Annotated in this window: 17 protein-coding genes; 7 read left to right on the plus strand and 10 right to left on the minus strand. The window is 40.9% G+C overall.

All coding sequences use genetic code 11. The annotated features are described in order from the left end of the window. Positions 1 to 191: 191 nt before the first annotated feature. A complete protein-coding gene (gene ylqF, locus L3V77_RS18055) occupies positions 192 to 1,136 on the plus strand; it encodes a ribosome biogenesis GTPase YlqF (protein ID WP_275137645.1) in 945 nt (314 codons plus the stop codon). Between the two features lie 82 nt (positions 1,137 to 1,218). On the opposite strand, the gene L3V77_RS18060 is transcribed toward ylqF, so the two are convergent. Continuing rightward, entirely contained in the window at positions 1,219 to 2,199 is a 981-nt protein-coding gene (locus L3V77_RS18060; protein WP_275137646.1) for a GTP-binding protein, read from the minus strand. Between the two features lie 432 nt (positions 2,200 to 2,631). Between L3V77_RS18060 and clcA the strand changes: the two genes are divergently transcribed. Beyond that, positions 2,632 to 3,972 (plus strand): H(+)/Cl(-) exchange transporter ClcA, encoded by a 1,341-nt coding sequence (gene clcA, locus L3V77_RS18065; protein ID WP_275137647.1) that lies wholly within the window; start codon positions 2,632 to 2,634, stop codon positions 3,970 to 3,972. Between the two features lie 18 nt (positions 3,973 to 3,990). Here the strand turns inward: clcA and L3V77_RS18070 are convergent, their stop codons facing one another. The 8 genes from L3V77_RS18070 to L3V77_RS18105 all read right to left on the minus strand — a co-directional run bounded on the left by L3V77_RS18070 (position 3,991) and on the right by L3V77_RS18105 (position 15,448). Next, entirely contained in the window at positions 3,991 to 4,509 is a 519-nt protein-coding gene (locus L3V77_RS18070; RefSeq protein ID WP_275137648.1) for a methylated-DNA--[protein]-cysteine S-methyltransferase, read from the minus strand. Between the two features lie 190 nt (positions 4,510 to 4,699). Continuing rightward, entirely contained in the window at positions 4,700 to 5,230 is a 531-nt protein-coding gene (locus L3V77_RS18075) for an MltR family transcriptional regulator (RefSeq protein WP_275137649.1), read from the minus strand. A gap of 59 nt (positions 5,231 to 5,289) precedes the next feature. Further along, positions 5,290 to 6,438: a mannitol-1-phosphate 5-dehydrogenase gene (locus L3V77_RS18080; protein ID WP_275138255.1), complete on the minus strand. Its 1,149-nt coding sequence runs from the start codon at positions 6,436 to 6,438 to the stop codon at positions 5,290 to 5,292. Positions 6,439 to 6,543: 105 nt separating this feature from the next. Further along, positions 6,544 to 8,430 carry a PTS mannitol transporter subunit IICBA gene (locus L3V77_RS18085; protein WP_275137650.1) on the minus strand — a complete coding sequence of 629 codons (1,887 nt, stop codon included), beginning with the start codon at positions 8,428 to 8,430 and terminating at the stop codon, positions 6,544 to 6,546. 547 nt (positions 8,431 to 8,977) lie between these two features. Further along, the gene (locus L3V77_RS18090; protein WP_275137651.1) at positions 8,978 to 10,147 is read right to left on the minus strand and encodes a MalY/PatB family protein; all 1,170 of its coding nucleotides are present in this window, start codon (positions 10,145 to 10,147) and stop codon (positions 8,978 to 8,980) included. Between the two features lie 111 nt (positions 10,148 to 10,258). Beyond that, entirely contained in the window at positions 10,259 to 12,508 is a 2,250-nt protein-coding gene (locus tag L3V77_RS18095) for a transporter substrate-binding domain-containing protein (RefSeq protein WP_275137652.1), read from the minus strand. 200 nt (positions 12,509 to 12,708) lie between these two features. After that, a complete protein-coding gene (locus tag L3V77_RS18100) occupies positions 12,709 to 14,013 on the minus strand; it encodes a diguanylate cyclase (protein WP_275137653.1) in 1,305 nt (434 codons plus the stop codon). Positions 14,014 to 14,260: 247 nt separating this feature from the next. Continuing rightward, positions 14,261 to 15,448 carry an acetate/propionate family kinase gene (locus L3V77_RS18105; protein WP_275137654.1) on the minus strand — a complete coding sequence of 396 codons (1,188 nt, stop codon included), beginning with the start codon at positions 15,446 to 15,448 and terminating at the stop codon, positions 14,261 to 14,263. A gap of 302 nt (positions 15,449 to 15,750) precedes the next feature. Here L3V77_RS18105 and L3V77_RS18110 point away from each other — a divergent pair, with 302 nt between their 5' ends. Next, positions 15,751 to 16,404 carry a glutathione S-transferase family protein gene (locus tag L3V77_RS18110; protein ID WP_275137655.1) on the plus strand — a complete coding sequence of 218 codons (654 nt, stop codon included), beginning with the start codon at positions 15,751 to 15,753 and terminating at the stop codon, positions 16,402 to 16,404. Positions 16,405 to 16,491: 87 nt separating this feature from the next. On the opposite strand, the gene L3V77_RS18115 is transcribed toward L3V77_RS18110, so the two are convergent. Then, on the minus strand, positions 16,492 to 18,387 hold the full coding sequence (locus L3V77_RS18115) for a DEAD/DEAH box helicase (protein WP_275137656.1): 1,896 nt from the start codon (positions 18,385 to 18,387) through the stop codon (positions 16,492 to 16,494). A 551-nt stretch (positions 18,388 to 18,938) separates the two neighbouring features. On the opposite strand from L3V77_RS18115, the gene L3V77_RS18120 reads away from it, so the two are divergent. Genes L3V77_RS18120 through L3V77_RS18135 form a run of 4 tightly spaced genes read left to right on the plus strand, consistent with a single transcriptional unit; the run spans position 18,939 to position 23,876 of the window. Beyond that, positions 18,939 to 19,910, plus strand: coding sequence for an efflux RND transporter periplasmic adaptor subunit (locus L3V77_RS18120; RefSeq protein WP_275137657.1), 972 nt, complete (start codon positions 18,939 to 18,941; stop codon positions 19,908 to 19,910). Positions 19,911 to 19,920: 10 nt separating this feature from the next. Continuing rightward, on the plus strand, positions 19,921 to 21,639 hold the full coding sequence (locus tag L3V77_RS18125; protein ID WP_275137658.1) for an ATP-binding cassette domain-containing protein: 1,719 nt from the start codon (positions 19,921 to 19,923) through the stop codon (positions 21,637 to 21,639). Further along, positions 21,640 to 22,764 (plus strand): ABC transporter permease, encoded by a 1,125-nt coding sequence (locus L3V77_RS18130; RefSeq protein WP_275137659.1) that lies wholly within the window; start codon positions 21,640 to 21,642, stop codon positions 22,762 to 22,764. It abuts the gene before it with no gap. Between the two features lie 5 nt (positions 22,765 to 22,769). Then, positions 22,770 to 23,876: an ABC transporter permease gene (locus tag L3V77_RS18135; RefSeq protein WP_275137660.1), complete on the plus strand. Its 1,107-nt coding sequence runs from the start codon at positions 22,770 to 22,772 to the stop codon at positions 23,874 to 23,876. The last annotated feature ends 133 nt before the right edge of the window (positions 23,877 to 24,009 follow it).

Raw genomic sequence — 24,009 nt, forward strand, 5'->3', positions numbered from 1 at the left:
AATCCTTGCCAATTGAGAGTACACTTGTGCGCTAGAATATCAGCGTACAAGTGTACGCTCAACTAAAAATAATGATAAATGTGCCATTAGACAGTTTTCCGTTATTGAATAGATAATGTTAGAATCGCCACAATTCGTTTGAGACAGGCAGAGTATGCTCCTCAGTAGACAAAAATTTTAAAGGCTAATAAATGGTTAACAACATAATTCAATGGTACCCGGGCCATATGCACAAAGCTCGTAAGGAAATTGAAGAAGTTATTCCTCAGATAGATGTCATCATAGAAGTATTAGATGCGCGCATACCATTTAGTAGTGAGAATCCAATGATATCTACATTACGTGGTGATAAACCTTGCGTTAAGGTTCTCAATAAACGGGACTTGTCTGATCCGGAACTGACTCAACGTTGGATAGAGCATTTCGAAAAAGAGCAAGGCGTTAAGGCTATGGCCATAACCACGTCGAATCCTCAAGAAGTTCATAAGATTATGGAGTTGTGCCGTAAACTCGCACCTCATCGCGAAGATATGGGCAAAAATATTCGCACCATGATTATGGGCATACCGAACGTTGGCAAATCCACTATTATCAATACACTTGCAGGCCGTGCTATTGCTCAAACAGGTAACCAACCCGCGGTTACTCGTCGACAACAACGCATCAATCTTCAAAATGGTATTGTTCTATCAGATACCCCAGGTATTTTATGGCCTAAAGTAGAAAACCCACACAGTGGCTTCCGCTTGGCAGCAACTGGCGCCGTTAAAGATACGGCGATGGAATACATAGAAGTCGCCTTTTACACCGTCGAATACCTTGCAAAACAATACCCAGAACTTTTGAAAGAGCGTTATCAATTGGACGAGCTGTCTGATAGTGATATCGAGCTAATGGAAGCGATTGGTGCAAAACGCGGTTGCTTACGTGCAGGAGGCCGAGTAGACCTCCATAAAGCATCTGAGATTCTATTACATGAGCTTCGCAACGGAACGCTAGGACAAGTGACATTAGAGTTACCAGAAATGATCACACAAGAACTCATTGATGTTGAAATTGAGACGGCAAGAAAACAAGAAGCACAAATAAAGAAAAAAGAAGAACGCCGTAAACGCTACTTGCGAAATAAGCGATAAGAAAATGGGTTTGAAGGCCGAATAGCAACACGAAATCAAAGCGTTCAAACCCTATTGTTCCCACATTCCCCTTTATCTATTCTTATATATCAGAAAGATCGATCAATACTTTTTCCAAGTCATCCCAAGGCAGCAATGCGTTGTCTATCACTTCTATGCGAGTTTCAAAACCACTCAGTGTTAGCTCATTCACGGACACCACACCATTTGATACATTATAGGCAAAGCAGCCTTTGTCAGTATTAACGACCCCCTTAACTCTCTCAGCAGTCAATGCAGTGAGCATCGAAAACATGTCATCAAAGTCGAACGTTATTTCCGCCCCAAAAAGCCAACCGCAACTGTGATAGCCCTGCCCTTTATTTTCTTTACGAATGAATTTTTCACCCGGTGGTATATCAAATTGCGGTTCCATACTCGCGTGTTCATGGTGATGTGGTTCGATATGCGCTGAAATGGTGCCTTCACTTCGCTCAATCTCTAAAAATGAGAGACTAAACTCACCTTGAGACGTCAATGTAAACTTCTTTTTTTTCGGTTCTTGCTGTGCAATCCAAGTTTCAAACGCGGCAATATCGATTTCAGAACATTTTTCGGCCTTGTTGCCAATGATGATATCGGCACTAGCAAGTTGATCATTGAAATTTTGGTTACTCGTGTAACGTTCGTCAGAAAAGTAACGTGGGTCGACGAGTGCGATTGTCGCTTTTAGGTCGACATAGTTTTGATACTGCGTCGACGTTAATGTCGCTACAACCTGCTTAGGATGACCTAAGCCTGTTGGTTCAATGAGCAATCTGTCAGGTTTCAGTCTCAACAATGCATTAATGCCGACTGACATAGGGACACCCGCCGTGCAGCACATACAGCCTCCAGGGACTTCTTTAATAAGTGCGCCACTGTCACTGAGGATCGCACCATCGATTCCAATTTCACCAAATTCATTCACTAGTACTGCCCAAGTTTCATTGTTCGGCTTCTGTTTAAGCAGATTAAGAATGGAGGTTGTTTTTCCTGTGCCTAAAAAACCTGTGATTATATTTGTTGGAACGCGCTGAGACATGGACTACTCCTATAGTAAGATAACGGAGTATAGGGGAAATGATAAAATTATAAAATGCAAAAAGGCGTACAAGCTTTCGTACGCCTTTAACACCTCGTGACTCACTCGTGAGTATGCGTAATGGAGATACTAAGTTAAGTATTCCAATTGATTACGAGGATTAAATAATGTTCTATTGTTCCACTCTAATTGTAAGTAAGACTTCAATTGCCTCCATGTTATTGGGTTGCTCTTGTCTTACACATTAAGTGTGGTAGGTTTCAGTAAAAAAGCAAGAATTTAGAGCTTTAAACCGCAAAACCGAGATGTTAGTTCACATTTATTGAGACGTGAAGTAGGCTAATTCGCTTGAGAGATATGTTACTATTGCGCGCTTTACCGCCAATTCCATTTTATTTTTCAACAGCTAACGACAGGGATGACATTTTTATTATGGCAAGACTTTCACGGCCAACACTCATTCCCAATTTTTTTTCGAGTCAAAGTGACTATTTTATTGTTGTTCTGCTATCGGGAATCGTTGGAACACTTGCCGGTATTCTTGTCTCCTATTTTAATATCTTCATCAACTGGATTCTTGAGCTTCGGATCTCCTTTATCGATAATCAAGTCCCTGATCAATTTGTCTTTCAAGCTTCAGTCATTGTGATTAGTGGTGCAGCCATGGCTGCTCTAGGTTTCTGGTTAACATATCGTTTTGCACCTGAAGCCGAAGGCAGTGGTATTCCACACATAGAAGGCGCTTTAGTTGGTGAACACGATATTCGTTGGAAGCGTGTATTACCGATTAAGTTTATTGCCGCCACATTGACGATAGGATCTGGCATGATCTTGGGTCGGGGAGGACCATCAATCCAACTTGGTGGGGCAGTTGGTAGAATGGTTGCGAGTAAAGCTCACAAATTTGAACACGCGCAACATATCTTAATTGCCGCAGGCTCAGCCGCTGGTCTCGCAGCAGCGTTCAATACACCATTGACGGCAATCCTGTTTGTTAACGAAGAAATGCGAAGACAGTTTAGCTACAACGTAATATCAATTAAATGCGTAACCTTGTCTGTCATTGCCGCAACCATCGTCATGGAATATCTCAATGGTCAAAACGCGATACTGTTAATACCGAATTTTGCTGCGCCACCATTAGGATCTTTACCTACATTCGCCGCTCTTGGTATGCTGTTTGGTATTGTCGGTGTTTATTTCAATCAATGGATACTTAAGGCCACCAGTTGGTTTAAAAACTATCATGGCTCGAATATTTACCGCCTAGTCATTACTGGTGCAATATTTGGCGCGGTATTTTCGCTAGTACACGTTACCTACCCTATCCTATCTGGAGGCAGCTTACCGGCAATCACAGAGTTGTTTTCTACGCCGCAACCTTGGATGATAATGGCTTTATTTTTCGCACTAAGAATGTTTGGTACCATTGCCTGTTTTGGTTCTGGTGCGCCTGGTGGTATTTTTGCACCTATTCTGACTCTAGGCACATTCTTTGGTTTAACTTATGGCGTCTTAATACATGATTTTGTGCCCAATTTTTCTACGGATGCAGGTACCTACGCAGTGGCAGGAATGGGGGCGCTTATTGCCGCTAGTTTGCGAACACCGTTAACCGGAGTCGTGCTCGTTGTTGAGATTTCTAACAACTATCAATTAATTCTACCCATCATGGTCACGTGTTTCGGCGCGACATTTGTCGCTCAAGCCATGGGCGGAAAACCATTGTATGCTGCGCTACTTGAACTAAAACATAAGAATTGGGAGCTCTAATTACTAACCATTAGGGCTCTATTGAGGTGCAAACATATCTTGTTCTAACATGATAAGTTTTCGTTTGGCCTCTAATCCACCAGCGTAACCAACAAGCTGTCCATTACTGCCTATTATCCTATGACACGGTACAATGATTGACAGTGCATTCGCTCCATTTGCGTTAGCGACCGCTCGAACAGCATCTTTATTACCTATCGCTTTCGCAAGATTCAAATACGTCGATGTATCTCCAAACGGAACCAATACAAGTTGACGCCAGACTTGTTTTTGAAATTCAGTACCCACAAATAAAAGTGGTAGCTCAAAATCCCGCCTTCTAGAACAGAAATATTCGGACAATTGGTTTCTCGTTTCCGACAATACTTCGTTATCTTTCTCAACATATTGAGCTTGTAGCCTACCCGTTATGCGATTATCTATTGCATTCCGCATGTTTCGATAACGCCAATCACAGATGCAAAGTTGGTTATCATAGCTACCCAAAAGAAGTTCGCCGCAAGGGGTTTTATAATACTGTATTTCTATATGTTTCATACACAGACCTTCTTTTCTTCAGAGCAGAATACTCATACATCAAATACCGTGCATTGATAATAGTACTGTATATTTATACATGTCAATTGAAATAATATAGAACTTTAGTTTGAAATGACGAAATCGAACCATATAGTTCGATTAGATATCGATTTTGAACGATCAGCTTTCTATTCCGGCTGACATTCACTTAGAAAGGGCTATCTTTATTTAGTTCGTGGCATATATCTACAACAGCCAGCGCTAGGCTCGACTTTATAACTTGTTGCTGCCTTAGTTGTTGTAATTGGTAAAATTCGAGATCACCACCGACCTCTGGCTCTAACACCGCAAATTGTACTGTTCCCATCTTCTGGATAAGTCTCAATTTTTGAATAGCCTCAAGTATTGCTGGCGTGGTGAATTCGTGGTCGGAAAGATCGGCGTTGAGTTTGTGTTGAAGTTTAATGATATCTTCAATGTCATGATAAACCGCATCAGGAATAACACCCAAACCAAAAAGCAGTTTAAGCCTGACACTAACATCACCCAAAGGACCGGTATCATGAAGGAGTGGACCAACAACGGATTGCACTGCAAAGTTATCTTTTTGGAAGATACGATGCATAAGCCCTTCCACGGCCTCATTGAATATACTTACAGCAACAACAATAAAAGCTCTTACTGAGGTGGTGCTGTTAAGTTTTTCAATTACTTCTGTTTCATCTACTTTGTCTGGCATATTTTATCTTAACTACGTGAGCATGCTAAGAAGAGCGCCGCTCTTCTTAGCAATATTACTTAAAGCTGAGCATACATAGTTTCGATTTGGGCTATTTCACCACCTTCAATATCGAGACCTGTATATTTAGCAAGAGTTGCCTTAACACCCTCTTCACTTAGCGATTTTTGCAACTCTTCAGCTTGGGGGTCTGAATTATTAGTGTATTTAAGCGCGGCTGCAACCCCTTTGAGCAAAGTTTTGTTCTCTATACCATATTCAATGGTACCAAGAAGAGGTTTGATCAACCTATCACCTGCTCCAAGCTTACGAATTGGTTGGCGACCTACTCTATCCACTTCATCAATCAGGTACGGATTAGCGAAACGACCTAATATTTTTTCGATATAGGCGGCATGAACATCAGAGTCAAACTTATAACGACGAATAAGAACTTCACCACTCTCAACCATCGCTTGCTTAACTTCTGCACGAATAACTGGATTTTCGATAGCCTCACGAATGGTATTCAAACCAGCAAGACAACCTAGGTATGCTGTTACACAATGTCCAGTATTAAGCGTGAACAATTTACGTTCAACAAATGCCATCAGGTTATCTGTGCACTCCATTCCTGGAATGTTAGGAATCTCACCTTTGAACTGTGTCTCGTCAACGATCCATTCACTGAACGTCTCTACCGTCACCGCCAATGGGTCAGTTTCACCTTCTGCCGCTGGTGGAACGATTCTATCAACCGCTGAATCCACAAATCCAACTAACGCCTCAACCTGCGGTTTCAGTTCATCATCAAGCTTTTCGAATACCGCTTCTTTAAGTTGAGAGGTACCACGAACCATATTCTCGCAGGCAATAATATTAAGGGGCGCTGTTATGCCAATTTCAATGCGTTTCTCTATCGCTTGCGCTAGGGTACCAGCAATGATTTTCAAAACCGTTGGCCCAACGGCAGTCGTGACTAAATCAGACGCTACAATAGCGTCTACAATCTCAGCACTAGTCGAGTTAAGTGCGGTAACACCTTTGACCATTTCTATCTTACAGTCAGCGCCTACAACCTTAACAGGGTATTCATTTCTAGCAATTAGTCCGTTAACGACCTCTTCATTTACATCTGCAAATGTAACTTCGACACCCGCATCAGCTAATAACTTACCAATAAAACCACGACCTATATTACCTGCGCCAAAATGTAGTGCTTTCATAATATGCATTCCAAAAAATATTAAATCTATTAAAATCAAAATTGAGGTCGGCCTTAGGGGGCTAGGCCGACCTCCTTCACTTTGCTTAGGAGCTATGATTACAAAGGATTACTTGCCGTTTAAGATTCGAAGTACATCATCCGGATTAGATGTCGACTTCAAGCATTCAATCGCTTCTTCATCATCAAGTGAATTTGTTATGGCCGTGATAACTTGAATATGTTCGTCACCTTGAGCCGCAATACCAATGACCATTATTGCAACATCGTCTTCATCTTCACCCCATTGGATACCCTGAGGAAATTGACAGAATACGATGCCCGTTTTTAGGACATACTTTTTCGCTTCAATCGTACCGTGTGGAACAGAAATTGATTCGCCTAAATATGTCGATACCAATTCTTCACGAGCTAACATGCCAGCAACATATTCAGGTGCTACATATCCTAATTTTACAAGTTGTTCACCAGCAAACTTGATTACTTCTTCTTTGGTTGATGCTTCCATTCCTAAAAAGATGTTCTCAGTTGATAACTTTAGTGTTCCATCTTCACTAGAGTCTGTGTTCACTGGTGCATCAGGCTTTTTTACAGCGCCCTCTTGAGCCGTTACTAGCTCAGCAACCAAATTGTCATATAATGCATTATCTAAGAAGTTAGACAGTGAGATATGCTTAGCAGAACCCGCATGGTTACGCGCTCTATCAGTCAAATCTTTGTGTGTAACAACAATATCCGCATCTTGTGGCAAGTTGTTAATTGCAAGGTTTGTTACTTCAATGTCAAGGTTTGCTGCATCGACTTTCTTGCGAAGAAGGCTAGCACCCATTGCACTTGAGCCCATACCTGCATCACATGCAACGATGATTTTAGTTACCGCAGCCATATTGACAGCAACACCCTCTGCCCCTTTTGAAGAGGACTTCATGTCTTTCATTTGATTTGTTGCGTCTTCTAATGACTCGTCACCATCTGATTGCTTTTGAGTTTTCATCAATAAAGATGCGACGAAGAAAGAAACACCAGCCGAAGAGATGACTGAAAGAATCACGCCTACAAACGCAGCTTTTGGTGTCATTAACAATACAGCGAAGATTGAACCAGGCGAGGCTGGAGATACAAGACCAGAATCGAACAATACGTTTACGAATACACCCGTCGCGCCACCAGCAATGACAGCAAGGATTAGGCGAGGATTCATCAATACGTATGGGAAGTAAATTTCGTGAATACCACCTAAGAAGTGGATAATAGAAGCACCAGCCGCAGACTGTTTAGCTGCACCTTTACCAAAGGCCATGTAAGCCAATAGAAGACCAAGACCTGGACCAGGGTTCGCTTCGATTAGGAAGAAGATAGAACGACCCGCTTCTTCTGCTTGTTGGATACCTAGTGGAGAGAAGATACCGTGGTTAATCGCATTGTTTAGGAACAGGATTTTCGCTGGTTCAACAAAAATTGATGTAAGAGGTAGTATACCTGTTTCAACCAGTACGTTTACACCTGAAGCCATGCCTGTAGATAACGCTTTAACAGCAGGACCAATAACGACATAAGCAATAATGGCACAAATCATACCAATGATGCCGGCAGAGAAGTTATTAACTAACATCTCAAATCCACTTTTCACTTTACCGTGAACCGCTTCATCAAATTTCTTAATTGCGAACGCACCTAGCGGACCAACAATCATTGCCCCCATGAACATTGGAATGTCAGTACCAACGATAACACCCATTGTCGTTACAGCACCAACGACAGCACCACGTTCACCCGCGACCATTTTACCACCGGTATAACCGATTAGTAGAGGTAGCAAATAAGTAATCATTGGACCAACCATTGAAGACAAAGTCTCGTTTGGAATCCAACCTGTTGGAATAAATAGAGCAGTAATAAAACCCCACGCGATAAATGCACCAATGTTGGGCATTACCATGTTGGAGAGAAAACGGCCAAAATTTTGTACCTTGACCTTAGCTTCTGGTGATAACATAAGAGTTCCCCGTTCGATGTTCTAATAAGTTTGTGTTTCGGTTCGCTAAAACCGACTATTGTTTCGACACAATAAATTTACCACATAAACTAACATTAGGATCTTGAACGGGATTTTTGCATATTAGATCACATTAATAGATCAAAAAGAGAACATTCTGGAGATGCGAGTCACATAAATGAACTGTAATTTTACAACATATTGCTAATATTATTAATGTCAACCTAAAAGTGCGGGCTTATGTCACATTTATTTAAATGTGAATACAAAATTATATGTGACAAGAATCACACATACTGAATGTCCCTACTATTCTGCCCCCTATTTAGTGACTTGGATCACTAATGAAAATAGCATTCTCCAATGATGTCAAGTTAATTTAATGTTAATGATATTGATATGTTTTTTAATTACGGAAAAATGAGTCATTCTGTAATTAAATGATGGTGGATTAGTCAATATTTTTTTGTATATATTCCAGCAATCATTAGCGATTGTTCTAATTGTTGACAGCAGAAATCACTCATGGTCGTAGTACAGTACTCACCTACTCATTGAGCGCCTTACTGATTCTAGTCAACGCCTCTTTTAGAGTTTGACGTGTACAGGCAATATTTATACGCTGATAGCCTTCGCCTTCAGTACCAAACATCGTTCCTCCCTCTAGCAATACATTTGCTTTTTTGATCATCAAAGAATCAAGTTGTTTTGAACTTAGGTTGTACTCTTTTAAATCTAACCAGATAAAATACGTACCTTGAGGGGTGGTAAACTGAGCTTGGGGTATGTGTTGTTCGACAAAGGCTTTTGCAAATGAGTAGTTTGCGTCAATATACGCTTTCAATTCTTCTAACCAAGGTTCACCAAAGTTATAAGCGGCAGTTACTGCAACAATGCCTAAAGGTGAAGGCATTGAAAAACCATTTTTAGCCTCCCATCTATCTTTCAGTTCCTTACTCTCTATAATTACATTAGACATATGTAATCCAGCAAGATTGAACGTTTTGCTTGGCGCTGTGCAGGTGATGATTTTATCGCTATTTGGAAAAAGTGTTGAGATTGGGTAATGTTTAACGCCCATACGTACTAAATCAAAATGAATTTCATCACTCACTAACAACACATCATTATCTAAGCAAATATTACCCAGCTTCAACAAATCTGTTTGACTCCAGACATTACCCGTCGGATTGTGTGGACTGCAAAAAAACATAATTTTGTTGTCAGGATTTTTTGCTTTTTGTTCCAAATCATCAAAATCAATACTATAAACCCCGTCAATTTCTATCAAGGGATTGTTAACAATTCTCCTTTCTTCTCGCTCTATAACTTTCGCAAACATATGATAAACGGGCGGTTGAATAATGACACCATCTTGCTCATTAGAATAAGCTCTAATAATCGATTCGAGCGCTGGAATTACACCACTTGTAAGGTAAATATCATCGGTTTTCACATACCAATCAAATCTCTTAAAGAACCAGTTTTGTACACTTTCATAATAGCTTGAATCCACCATGCTATAACCAAATATTTGGTCATCAACACGCTGTTTCATTGCCTCAATTATTTCAGGCGCACACGCAAAGTCCATATCTGCTACCCAAAGCGGTAACGTATTGTCATTTGCATAAGGAGAGATTTTTTTCATATACTCCCATTTTGCCGAGTTTGACCCTTTTCTATCTACACTATAATCAAAATTAAAATTTGCCATCCTAGCGTCCTTCATTTAATAACATACTGAATTATTTATACTACTTATGATTAAACATTGTCGTTTTTTATTGGGTAGGATGTCATTCAAATAAGGCAGGCCAAAACGAACTTAAGCGTGAGAAGTCACTTTATTACGACCAGACGCTTTAGATGCGTATAAAGCTTCGTCGGAGCGCGAAAGTAGATCAATGGTATTATCACCTTGGCGAAATGCTGTGACACCGAAGCTAGCGGTAATTTTGCCAATCTCAACAATATTGTGCATTGCTATATTTTCACGTAGATGTTCAGCAAATATTGTTGCGTCACTTAATGTGCTGTGAGGACAAATGATCAGAAACTCTTCCCCTCCCCATCGCCCGAGGGTATCGACATTGCGCCTACTGGCCTCAAAAAGGTCAGCAACTTCTTTGAGTACCCTATCTCCTGATTGATGACCAAGTGTGTCGTTAACATGTTTGAAGTGGTCCAAATCAACCAAGATGACCGCAAAGCCTTCTCCGTAGCGGATAGCACGGTCGAGTTCATTGCTTAAGACTGCCTCTAGCTTGACCCTATTATAGATGCCTGTGAGCTTATCGGTAACCGATAATCGTTCTAACTCGATATTCTTTATCTCGAGTACTTGCTGTGTTGCTTTCAACTGACTTAACGCTTCATCGACTTTAGATTTTGCCGCGCTAAGCCGACTATTTGACCAATAGAACCAAATAAACATGATCATAGAAGCAAACAAAATTTGGGCAACCAGAGTATAATCTTGCTTCTCAACGGCTTGTGACGTGTACCAACGTTGTTGTATTAAACTGTGTTGACTTGGGGTCAGTGAACGAAAACCTTTACTTAAAATAGAGGTTAATTCTGGCCATTCTTTAGGCGCGACAAAGTGGTATTCAATATCCTTGTATTTGGTCGGAATCCCCACTTTTACATTGGATAATAGACCATATGCAATCATATAATTTGCGACCGCAAGGTTTCCGATATACGCTTCTGCTCGATTGTCTTCAACCATATACAGAGCCTGTGCAGTATTCGATACCTCAACAACATTTATATCTGGATAGTCTGCATGTATCCAATCGGCCGAAATATGACCTTGCTCCATCGCTATCATCTTACCATTTAAGTCATTAATATTATTGATAATCAATGTTGACTTATTCACTAAAACCATTACAGGGTAAGAAAGAAAGGGCTCTCCATAATTGAATTGCTTACGCCTCTCTTCCGTTTGAACGGAGTACAGCAAGGTATCGTATTTCAACCTTTCATTCGCCATTTCCTTATGAGCAAGGTCCGTTGGTGAGTCGTCAAAAACAAACTGAGGTGTTATTCCAACTATCTTTGTTATTTCTCTTATATAATCTACTGCAATACCTTCTGCCATTCCTTTGCTAACAAATTCAAATGGAGGCTGATTGGTTCGAGTTCGAAATCGGATAATTGGATGATTTTGTAAAAATATTTTCTCCGATTGCGTTAATTTATTTGGGTCTTCATGGGCTATCGAAACGGAGATCCAGTTATTCAATATCTTTTGGTCAACACTCGCAGGTATGGCCGAAATCATTTTATCCATTAACTGCGTTAATATTGGCTCATCCTTTCTTACTCCAACATTGAGATCCCAACTTCCTTCCAACTTTGAAGTGATTTTTAAGCTGCCAAAGTAATTCTGTTGAATGTTGTACCCGACTGTCGCCAATGTTCCAACATACCCATAGATCTCCCCTTTTTCGACACTTTCAAGCCCTTTTTCTAAGGTGTCGACTTCAACCAAGGTTAGATTGGGGTATTTAGCCTTCAAAAAATCACCAATTGCGTAGCCTTTTACTATGGCGAGTCTTTTATCGTGCAACTCAGATATATCTGACACCCACGGTTTGTGCATGTCTGTAGCGATCACAATCGAAGACTTAAAATAACCTTGCGAAAAATCGAGATACTGACTCTTCTCTTCCGATCTTGCCACTGCAGAAATGAAGTCGCATTGATGGTTTTCTGCAAATGTTAGTGTTTCACTCCATGTTTTGGTTGAAGAAAGGATAATTGGTATTCCTAACGTGTCCTCAAATAACCTCATATAGTCCGCTGTCAGACCAATGTGAGTGCCGTTCTTATTCATCTCAAATGGCATCCAATTTGGATCTATACAAACACTTAATGCCTTCTTTTTTGAAAGATAATTTAATTCAAGGGGTGTAAATTCAAGTATAAGTTTTTGAGAGTGTTCAGGGACTGATACTGATGCGAGCATCGTTTTTTCTTCAGCAGAATAAGCCAAATAAAATGGGGAAAGTAATAGCAGATAAATCGCGAGCTTAGCTGTGCGTAATAAACGCAATATCGTTATCAAGTTGCGGCCTTGCTTTAATCACTTAAATCAATCAAACAACCATAAATAGCCACTTAGGTTATGCAACAATAATATTAGCTTGATTAATGACAACTGTATAATTTAATAATATAAATTGTGATGTTTGCTCGGCTTTAATGGCGTGTAAAAAGGAAGGTAAGTCGTTTTCGTTGTGCTACTAAATAGTTGAAAAAGAGTCGCTATGCCGCGTAGATCGTTTGATCTTTGCCATTAGACTTAGCTTGGTAGAGGGCTTTATCTACGTCTTCAAGGGTATCCACGACCGAATCGGTTGTTTGGGGAATAATCGTTACGACACCAATACTAATGGTCAGTGTTGATTTGATTAAGGACCCTTCATGACGTAATTTCAATGCGGCTATTTGATCATGTATTCGCTTGGCAACAAGATCGGCTCTGTTTTGCTCTGTCTCCATTAATAAAAAGGCAAACTCTTCACCGCCAATTCTATATACCCCACCCTCAGTATCTGATACCGATTTCTCTAATGCGCTAGCAACCGCGACAAGCGCTTTGTCTCCTTCCCCGTGACCATAAATATCATTAAGCTTCTTAAAATCATCAATATCACAGAACATGATGGTTAAAGGTGATTGTTGTTCGATATGTTGCTGCCAAACGCCCTCTAGACTCTCATCAAAATTCCGACGATTTCCGATACCAGTAAGGCTGTCTATTAAGCTTAACCGTCTAAATTCGTTTTTGGCTTGATTCAACTTTTCTTTCGCGTGTACCCGTTCAGTAATATCCCTGGCAATAATGAAAAGACCTCGATTATTGGTAAACTGATCGGTGTAGGCGAATTTACGAGCTTCGATCCACTGCTTTTGACCCATGTCATCAATGACTTCATCTATGTTACGAAACTCTCTGCCAGTCTCTAGTACGTTTCTATCTGAACTAGCGAATTTCTCTGCAATTTCTTTTGAGGCAACCTCTTCCAGTTTTTTCCCCACCAGATCCTCTGGTGAATCTATTCCTAGAGCTTTAACAAATGCAGAATTACATGCTTCGTAGACCAGGTTTTCATTCATCATCCCCACAGCATCAGGAACACTCTGAATCACATGATGGAGTAACGCTTTATTACCAAACGAACAGTCCCGTGTACGTTCATCTGCCAGGTTTAAAATAACCGCGATTTGCCAACACCTTTTACCCCTATACCATATTTTCTGGCCGACAAACGTATAGTTACGTTGCAAGTGGCTTATTTCATGGTTGTAATAAAAAGATTTTTGGGCAGTTTGATTTTTCAAGAATAAGACAAATTGTGGTGGCAACGCAGAGATATCTTCTGTTGAAAGACCAAGTAACGAATCATCACGAAGTGACATGTTAATATAAATAGTCTCACCTTGTGCATTGGCAATAAAAAAGGGAGATAAGTTCCCTATCATCGCTTTCGCAATTCCTATTTGATAAGTCAGCATTATAATACTGACCAAGAAGACTGACCCAACACCGACGGTGACAAATTCCATACATTCAACCAACAGATAACAAAGCTATTCCAACAATTCAGCGCAGTATAACTGACTAGTTTTCGAACATGTAAGTCCTTTTTAACAAAAATGTTATATTTAACCATATTCATATAGTGTAAATATTCAAACACCAAATCTAAACATTAGTATTGAATAGTTTATGAAACGGCAATGGCCTCTCACAAATTTCACACATAAAAAAACGGCTTCATGTAGAAGCCGTTTTTTTTTATCTATGTATTGCCTAAAGCAGAGCGACAGCATCCTGTGCAATAACTAATTCTTCATTGGTAGGGATAACCATTGCGACATGACCTCCCCCCTGTGTAATGATGCCACTCGCACCAAACCGTGCAGCCTCATTCCCTGCCCTGTCTTCTTTAAAACCAAGCAGATTGAGATAACTTAATATTTCACTACGAATAGGTAATGAGTTTTCACCAATCCCACCAGTAAAAATGATGGCATCTAATGTATCTAAAGAAACCATATAAGAACTAATGTATTTAGCCACTCGATAAGTAAATATTTCAAATGCTAATTTGGCACCTTCGTGACCTTTTTCCATCGCATCAAGAATACCACGAGCGTCACTCGTTAAACCTGACACCCCTAAGAAACCTGATTTATTATTTAGCGTGTCGAAAACCTGAGCTTGGGACCAACCTTTCTTCAGAAGAAACTCGATTACACCGGGGTCTAAGTCACCACTTCGTGTTCCCATCATCAAACCAGAAAGCGGCGTAAATCCCATAGAAGTATCTACACTCATACCATTTTTGATTGCGCATACCGACGCGCCATTACCTAAATGTACAGAAATGAAGTTTGCTTCATCCACCGGTTTATTTAGCATTTTTGCCGCTTCTCTACTCACGTAAAAATGGCTCGTTCCGTGGAAACCGTAGCGACGAATCGAATACATGTCGTATAATTCGCGTGCTATACCGCCTGTGAATGCCTTAGGAGGCATTGTTTGGTGAAACGCAGTATCGAATACGGCAACTTGAGGCAGAGAAGGAAAGGCTTCTAGAGCGGCTCGTATGCCAAGTAAGTTGGCAGGGTTATGTAATGGGGCGAGATCTTGTATCGCTTCAATGTCTTTTATTGTTTGTTCATTAAGAAGCACTGATTGAGTGAAGGTTTCTCCTCCGTGTACCACACGGTGACCGACAGAAACGATATTCTCTGTAAGGCCTAGCTCTTTAACCAAATCGACCAGCATCGTAATCGCCGCTTGATGATGATTACCTTCGTCTGTGATTGCCACTTCATTCTTTTCACCTTGGTATTTCCAACTCACTCGTGAGTCTTCTAAACCAAAACATTCGCCCAGACCACTCAAGACTGCGTCTCCTGAAATAGTATCAATGACGGCGAATTTTAAAGATGAACTACCAGAGTTGATCACAAGCACAAACTTATTTGCCATTAGACAGGTTTCCTATGTTGACTGTTTTGCACCGCAGTGCGCCTTTTCCTTACCCTATTATTCAATAATTTTTTAATCTTTCAACTTTTATTGATGATGTTCCTCCAAGGGTGTCATTTTTATTGATGCAGATCAAAAAACAAATTTATACGAGCTGCGAAATTAAAATGATCAACCTCTTATTTATTAATAGCCTATTAACATAGTTTCACATCAGAGACGTTGAGATGTTAAATATATGTTGACGGAGCAAAGTAAAACGTCAATGCTACTATCCTCAATTTCAAACTTGTGGATAACAGATGCAATTAGTAATCGGAAATAAAAATTATTCTAGCTGGTCGCTTCGTGCATGGTTAATGGCTAGTAAAGCAAAGCTAAATTTTGAAGAAATTTTGTTGCCGCTTGATACAGAAGAATTCTATAACAAAATTGTTAAGTATAATCCTGCCGCGAAGGTACCAGTGCTTATTGATGGTGAGGTAACCGTTTGGGATTCATTAGCTATTTGCGAATATATCAACGATACCTATCTTGGTGGTCATGCACTTCCCAAATCTCCGATAGATAAAGCCTATGCCCGCTCTATTGCCTCTGAGATGCACTCTGGATTTAACGCTGTACGCAACGAAATGCCAATGAACATAAGAGCGACACGTTTTGTTGAATTGAGTGAACAAGCACTTATCGATATAAAACGTATCGATGACATATGGGCAAAGCAAATAGATAACTCCGGCGACGCAGGTGGCTGGCTTTTCGGCAAATGGTCAATAGTCGATATGATGTTTGCACCGGTTGTGATGCGTTTCAAAACCTATCAGGTAAAGCTTTCACCTTCAGCCCAGACATATCTAGACTTTGTCCTAGCGGATCCCGATCTTAATACGTGGATATCTGAAGCGGTGAAAGAAACTCAAATTGTAGAGTTGGATGAAGCAGGTTCAGACGTGTAGTTATTGTTCTAACAAAAAGATAATAAAAAGCCGAGCTACAAAATAGCTCGGCTTTTTAGTTAATTAATTTACATTAACTGAATTATTTTATGCTTCGGTAGTGGTCGCGCCACGGTTCGATTTCTCACCGCGGAAACTTCCACGACTGTCAGCACTGCGGTTACGATCAAAACGACGTTCACCATCTTTACCACCACGATTATTACCACGAGCACCATCACGGTTACCGCGATAACCGCCGCCATCACGACGAGCACCTTCACTGCGGCCACCTTCGCTGCGACCACCACGTGATTCGCGGAAGTCTGTAAAGTCACATACCACTGCACCCACTTCTGTTTGGCGAATGCGTAGTTTACGTAACTTACCAGTAGTATCAGAGTTCATCGCTTTTGGTAGCTGAACAAAAGTATGACCTTGAGCAAGTTTAATTGCACCAATAGAACCTTTTGTTAAACCAAGCTCGTTCGCGAGTGCGCCAACGATGTCTTTAACTTGCACACCTTGATCACGGCCAACTTGTAATTGGTATGTATCCCAATCTTTCGTTGCTCCACCAAAACTGCGACCGCCTTCACGACCATCACGTCCATCACGATCACCACCTTCACGGCGATCTTTACGACGTTGCTTGTCACGTTCAATAGCTGAAGTCATCGGATCTGGACCTTTATAGAATAAAGGTGTTTTTCCTTGGGCACGCTTAAGTAGCATCGCTGCCAATGTTGTAGCGTCAATTTCTAGCGACGCTTGTAGTTTCGCAACTAATTCTGCAAAATTCTCTAAAGAAGCGTTTTCTTTCTCACTCTCTAGTTCAGCACCTAATTTCGTTAGGCGAGACTCAGCAACTTGATCACGTAACGGAACTTGAATCTCTTCCATACTTGATTTTGTTACACGTTCAATAGTACGCAGCATACGAATCTGATTAGTACGAACTAGAAGAATTGCTTTACCCTTACGTCCAGCACGGCCAGTACGACCTATACGGTGGATATACGACTCAACATCAAAAGGAATGTCGTAGTTGAATACATGAGTAATACGAGGTATATCAAGACCACGAGCAACAACATCCGTTGCAACTAGGATATCGATAATACCCTTCTTAATGTTCTCAACAGTACGTTCACGAAGAGACTGTGGAATATCTCCGTGTAATGCAGCCACTTTAAAGCCACGATCAGCGAGATAAGAAGCTAGGCGTTCAGTGTCTTGACGAGTACGAACAAAAACAAGTGAGGCGTCTGTTTCTTCGGTTTCAAGAAGACGTGTCATTGCTTCGTCTTTTTCTACGCCCTTCACGACCCAGTAATTCTGTTCTACTTTATCAACGGTGTGGTTGCTACCTGCTACGTCAACACGAGCTGGATCACGCAAGAAGCGGTCAACGATTCTCTTAAGCATCGGAGGCATTGTTGCAGAGAACAGGACGCGCTGAGCGGATTCTGGTGCATGCTCCATGATAGCGGTAACGTCGTCGACAAAACCCATGTTAAGCATTTCATCCGCTTCATCTAGTACGAATGTTTTAACTTCGCCTAAGTGTAAACGATCGCGGTTAATCAAATCTTGTACACGCCCAGGTGTACCTACAACAATATGAGTTCCCGATTTAAGGGCACGCATTTGATCAACAATTGAAGCACCACCATAAATCTCAAGAACTTTAAGTCCTTTAACATTACGGCCAAGGCTTTTAATTTCTGCAGCAACCTGAATAGCAAGCTCACGTGTAGGAGCAAGAACAATCGCTTGTGGTTTGTATTGGTTAAGGTCAATCTTGTTTAGAACAGGAAGTGAAAACGCGGCAGTTTTACCTGTACCGGTTTGTGCTTTACCTAAAGCATCACGACCTTCTAAAAGAAAAGGGATAGACTCAGCTTGAATTGGTGTTGGATTAACGAAACCCATTTCGTTAAGCGCAGACAATAGGTTGTCGTTCAGCTCTAAATCGCTGAATTGGATATTGGAATCTTGCATTAGGATCCTACTTTATCAAAAAAATCATCGGTCCCACGTGCTTTTCCAATTCCAATACTTCTATGGTCGTACGAACCATCCGCACTAAATCCATTCAGATGCAAAGAGTATATAAAAACGCATCAAGCCGCTAGGGACATATCTAAGGGGGCGAGATAATGCCTCAGTTTAGGACAAAAATCCAGAAAAAATTGAAATACATCACACTTTTATTCAATTTAATAAAAATTGCTCATCAAATCGTCATTTTTTTGACTCATGTCTCCTTATGAGGCTCTCAAATTTAAAATGTTCGAGACTAAGATTACACAATATAGTGGCGAATATAGGACGTAGTTATTTACGGACTGTTTTTAAGGTCAATACGTTGACCAAATTAACAAGCTTGTTGTTTGAAACAAACAACAGCAATAACTCACGAATATTATTCGTTTCAACGAACTTGATGAATTAATCATAGCAAAATCAAGTACATTTTTAATTTAGGTTAACTAAAATGAGAGTAACGTTCGAGATAACGTTTTCACCCACTGGTTGCGAGTACCATAGCTATGAAAAATAAACTGATCCCACTTTTATTGATTATTATTGCGACTGGCAGTTGGTTTGGGTACCAACGTTATTTAGTACCTTCAACTGAGAATAATGTGATTTATGGAAATGTAGACATCAGAGAAGTGAAACCTGCATTTCGTCAATCAGGGCGTATAGAGAAAATGTACGTAGAAGATGGAGATAAGGTAAAAAAAGGAGATTTATTGGCTGAGATTGATCCCGTACCTTTTCAACAGTTAGTGGATTTGAGTCAGGCAAAACTGGCTGTCGCGGAGGCGAAATTGGCTGATTTGACCGTCGGTCCGCGTACTCAAGAGATAGAGTCTGCGAGACAAAACGTGGTTCAAATTACGGCAACGCTGAAGAATGCACAGTACCAATACTCTCGACAGAAGAATTTGATCAAAACAGGTTCCACTAGTGCAGGTAACTTAGATAATGCCCAGGCTCACTATAATGAAACACTCGCGGCGCTCTCTAGTGCGAAACAACACTTGTCTCTACTACAAGAAGGGACTAAAACCGAAAAATTGATCATTGCAGAACAAGAAATTGTCGTTGCAAGGGCCGAATTAGCCATACAAAAGACCGCGCTACGGGATACAAAACTCTATGCTCCTGATAACGGAGTTGTCCTTATGCGCGTCCTTGAACCCGGTACTATGGTAAGTGCAGGGAAACCCATAATATCACTATCGTTGAGAAATCCGACCTATGTCCGTGCCTACATAGAGGAAGCGATGTTAGGAACTCTCTCTCCCGGAGATCTTGTTACGATTCATACCGATTCTTCAGACAAATCATTCAATGGCAAAATTGGCTTTATATCGCCTAAAGCAGAATTTACCCCTAAATCAGTAGAAACGCCTGAACTGCGGACAAGCCTTGTATACCGGGTCAGAGTTGTCGTCGAAAACGATGACAAAGGCCTAAATCAAGGGCAACCAGTAACCATCTCGTTGTATTAGGAAAGAAACCATGGTTAACCGCAATGTGACTGCAACGATAACAGAAGTCAGCAAATCATTTTCTGACAATCTAGCGTTAGATAATGTCTCTGCCGTCATTCGTTCTGGAATGTTAACTGGATTAGTCGGGCCAGATGGGTCAGGAAAAACGACGCTTATGCGAATGATCGCGGGGTTATTGATTCCAAGCCAAGGCAACATTGAGATTATAGGCAAAGACTCTGTTACGTATCATGATGAGTTAGCTGAACATGTTGGCTATATGCCACAACGTTTCGGTCTTTATGAAGACCTAAGCGTGATGGAGAATATGCAGCTATACGCCAAATTGCGAGGCGTCGAAAGCAACCAACAAGCCGCTCTATTTGCCGATTTATTGACATTTACTCGCTTGCAGCCTTTTACCAAAAGACTTGCGGGTAATTTATCCGGTGGGATGAAGCAAAAATTGGGGCTTGCTTGTGCATTGATGGCGAAACCTAAACTGCTATTACTTGACGAACCGGGCGTTGGTGTTGATCCATTAAGTCGCCAAGATTTATGGGCGATGGTTGATCAGTTACTCAGTGAAGGTATGGCCGTCGTATGGGCAACGGCATACCTAGATGAAGCGGAACAATGTGACGAAGTGATTTTACTTAATCAAGGCTCGCTTCTCTATTCAGGTAAACCCAGCATTTTGACCGAAAGACTGCATCATCGTAGCTATAAAATAAACAATATCTATGAACAGCGACGGACAATTCTGCGTGACTTATTGGATATGCCTTTTACGTCCGATGGGGTCATCCAAGGACAAGCGATTAGGGTCGTACTTACCGATTCGAAACGACTTGAAAATTTGATGCTTTTTGCGAAGAAAAAGAAGGCTATTATAGAGGAATGTCCCGCTAGATTTGAAGATGCCTTCGTTGATCTTCTAGGAGGAATACCTTCGGGACGTTCTGAGTTAGCAGAGAAAATGAACGATATAAACCAAGACTTGAAAGACGTTGTAGAGTGCAAACATTTAACCAAAGCGTTTGGTCAGTTCAAAGCAACGGATGATGTCTCTTTTGCCGTCCAAAGGGGTGAAATTTTTGGTCTACTAGGCCCCAATGGAGCGGGAAAATCAACGACATTCAAAATGCTTTGTGGCTTGTTATCAGTGACCTCTGGTAGTGCTAAAGTAGCAGGAGTTAATCTTGCTACGGCCTCAAAACAAGCAAAAATGCAGTTGGGTTACATGGCACAAAAATTTTCTTTATATAGCCTGCTTTCTGTTAAACAAAATCTGGACTTTTCGGCTGGTGTATATGGCTTATCGGGCAGAGTAAAAAAACGGCGAGTTCAAGATATGATCGATACATTTCATTTCCAGCCCTATCTACATAATTGCCCTGATGAATTGTCTTTAGGCTACAAACAACGATTGGCTTTAGCGTGTGCGGTTATGCACCAACCGAAGGTTTTATTTTTGGATGAGCCTACATCGGGTGTAGACCCAATTACCCGTCGCGAATTTTGGACTCATATCAACGGTTTCGTCGCGAAAGGAATGACCGTGATGGTGACGACACATTTTATGGATGAAGCAGAATACTGTGACCGAATTGCCTTGATGTATCGCGCTAAGCTTATCGCACTGGATAGCCCTGACAACCTAAAAAGCCGGTGGCGTACCGCAGATTTACCAGACCCATCAATGGAGCAAGCCTTTATTAAACTGATTGAAAATGAGGACAAATAGATGGCAAAAGCGTTTGATATAAATAGAGTTAGCGCATTAATTATCAAAGAGTCCCTGCAAGTTCTTAGAGACCCCTCTGCCATTATTATCGCTTTTGTCTTGCCTGTTGTGTTGCTTACGTTGTTTGCAACCGCTATTTCGTTGGATATTAAACAACTTCCTATTGCGGTTGTTAAACAAGACAATTCCGCATGGTCTGAGTCTTTATCTGCTGCATTTAGTCAAACAACGTATTTCTTAGTAGAACCGGTACGTGACCTTCGTGAAGCGAAGGAAAAAATAGTCACTGGGCAGTTAAGTGGCGCCGTAATTATCCCCAGTAATTTTTCACAACGCTTTGCCTCTGGAGACCGAAACAACTTGATTCAAGTTGTAACCGATGCGTCTCAACCAAATACGGCAAATTTTGTGGCTAACTACTCACAAGGTGTCGTGGCGTTATGGATTCAGCAATCGACTTTAAATGAGCAAGCACAGAGGATTACGATAGAAAATCGTGTTTGGTTTAACCCAGAAGTCGAAAGTAAACGATTTCTAATTCCAGGAGCGATAGGCATTGTGATGACAATGATAGGCACATTACTTACGGCTTTAGTCATTGCGAGAGAGTGGGAGAAAGGCACGATGGAAGCCTTGATCTCGACACCAGCTCAGACTAAAGAAATATTACTTGGAAAGCTTGTCCCTTATTTCATACTTGGACTTATCGCGACCGTTATATGCGTTTTGTTGTCCACCATCGTCTTCAATATTCCACTTGAAGGTTCGTGGGGAGCCGTACTTTTACTCTCTTCTTGTTTTATGATTCCAGCTTTGGGGCAAGGCTTATTAATTTCAACATTGGCCAAAAATCAATTTATAGCGTCAATGGTGGCATTACTTTCTGCATTTCTGCCCGCGTTCTTATTGTCAGGGTTTCTATTTGAGATAGATTCCATGCCTTATGTCATTCAGTTAATTACCCATATTTTGGCAGTAAAATATTATATCGCGTGTATCCAAACCGTTTTCTTAGCTGGGGATATCTGGCCATTATTTATTCCCAATATTGCGGCAATGTTATTCATCGGACTGATATTTTTTATCATTGCTGTGAAAAAAACATCTAAGACATTAGAAGGATAAAAACCATGTTATTTTCACCAGCATTAAAGGCGCAAATTATTAAGGAGTTTTTATGTATTTTACGCGATAAAAAAACCAGAATTGTCTTAATAGCGCCTCCTCTCCTTCAGCTCATTATTTTTTCATACGCCATCACTCTCGATGTTAATAATGTAAATGTAACCATGTTCAATCGAGATAATGGTTACTACTCTGAGCAGTTCATTCATCAAATCGCAAACGCAAACTTCGTCAAAAAGATTGATAATGTGCATTCATATCAACAACTACAACACCAAATGAATCTTAGACAAAGTTTAGTTGCCATTGTCATCCCTTCTGATTTTTCAAAAACAGTCATCAAAGGTGATAACCCACAAATACAGGTCATTTCAGATGGAAGAAGAGCGAACTCAGCCCAGGTTGTCACTGGATATATACAAAGCATTAGTGCTTTGTATCTCGCTACCGTTGACTTAGGTCAAGAGCAGACCAACCCAGTCACGGTACGACACTGGTTTAATAGCAACCTAGAGTATCAATGGTTTGTTGTTCCGGGATTGTCTGGGGTTCTCTCCATGGTCATTGCTTTGTTGTTAACGGCCTTATCCATCGCGCGTGAACGAGAATTAGGCACATTTGAACAGCTTTTAGTCTCCCCATGTAGTTCGGGAGAAATCATTGTCGCGAAGGTTATACCACCATTAGTCGTCGGCCTATTCCTTGGGAATGTGATGATTGCAGCGGGAATATTTATCTTCGAGATCCCCTTCACCGGGTCTTTTTTATGGTTACAACTGGCTTTAATCGTATTTCTGATCTCGATGGCAGCAATGGGCTTAATGATTTCAGCCATATCAAATACCCAGCAACAAGCTATTTTAGGTTGTTTTGCCGCCGTTGTTCCTCTGATGTTGTTGTCTGGATTTGCAACACCCGTTGCTAACATGCCTCAAAGTTTACAGTACATCGCTGAATGGTTACCCATCCAACATTATTTGGTCATCGTACAAGGCGTATTTCTGAAGGCGTTACCAATACATGAGATCATCGCTCACACCATCCCAATGGCGATTGTTGCTGGTGTTTCTCTCATTATTGCGAGTTTGTTAGTAAGAAACAAACTGCAATAACCAATATCAGTATCCCCATGATTTGGCTATTGTCATTGTAGATTACAGCCCGTTTGAGCGGTTAGACCCGCCTTAGTGTTTACTCCATGCTGCAATATCGAATCATGTAACGAGACCCAATCATATTTAAATC

It is taken from the genome of Vibrio sp. DW001, assembly GCF_029016285.1.
Lineage (GTDB): Bacteria > Pseudomonadota > Gammaproteobacteria > Enterobacterales > Vibrionaceae > Vibrio.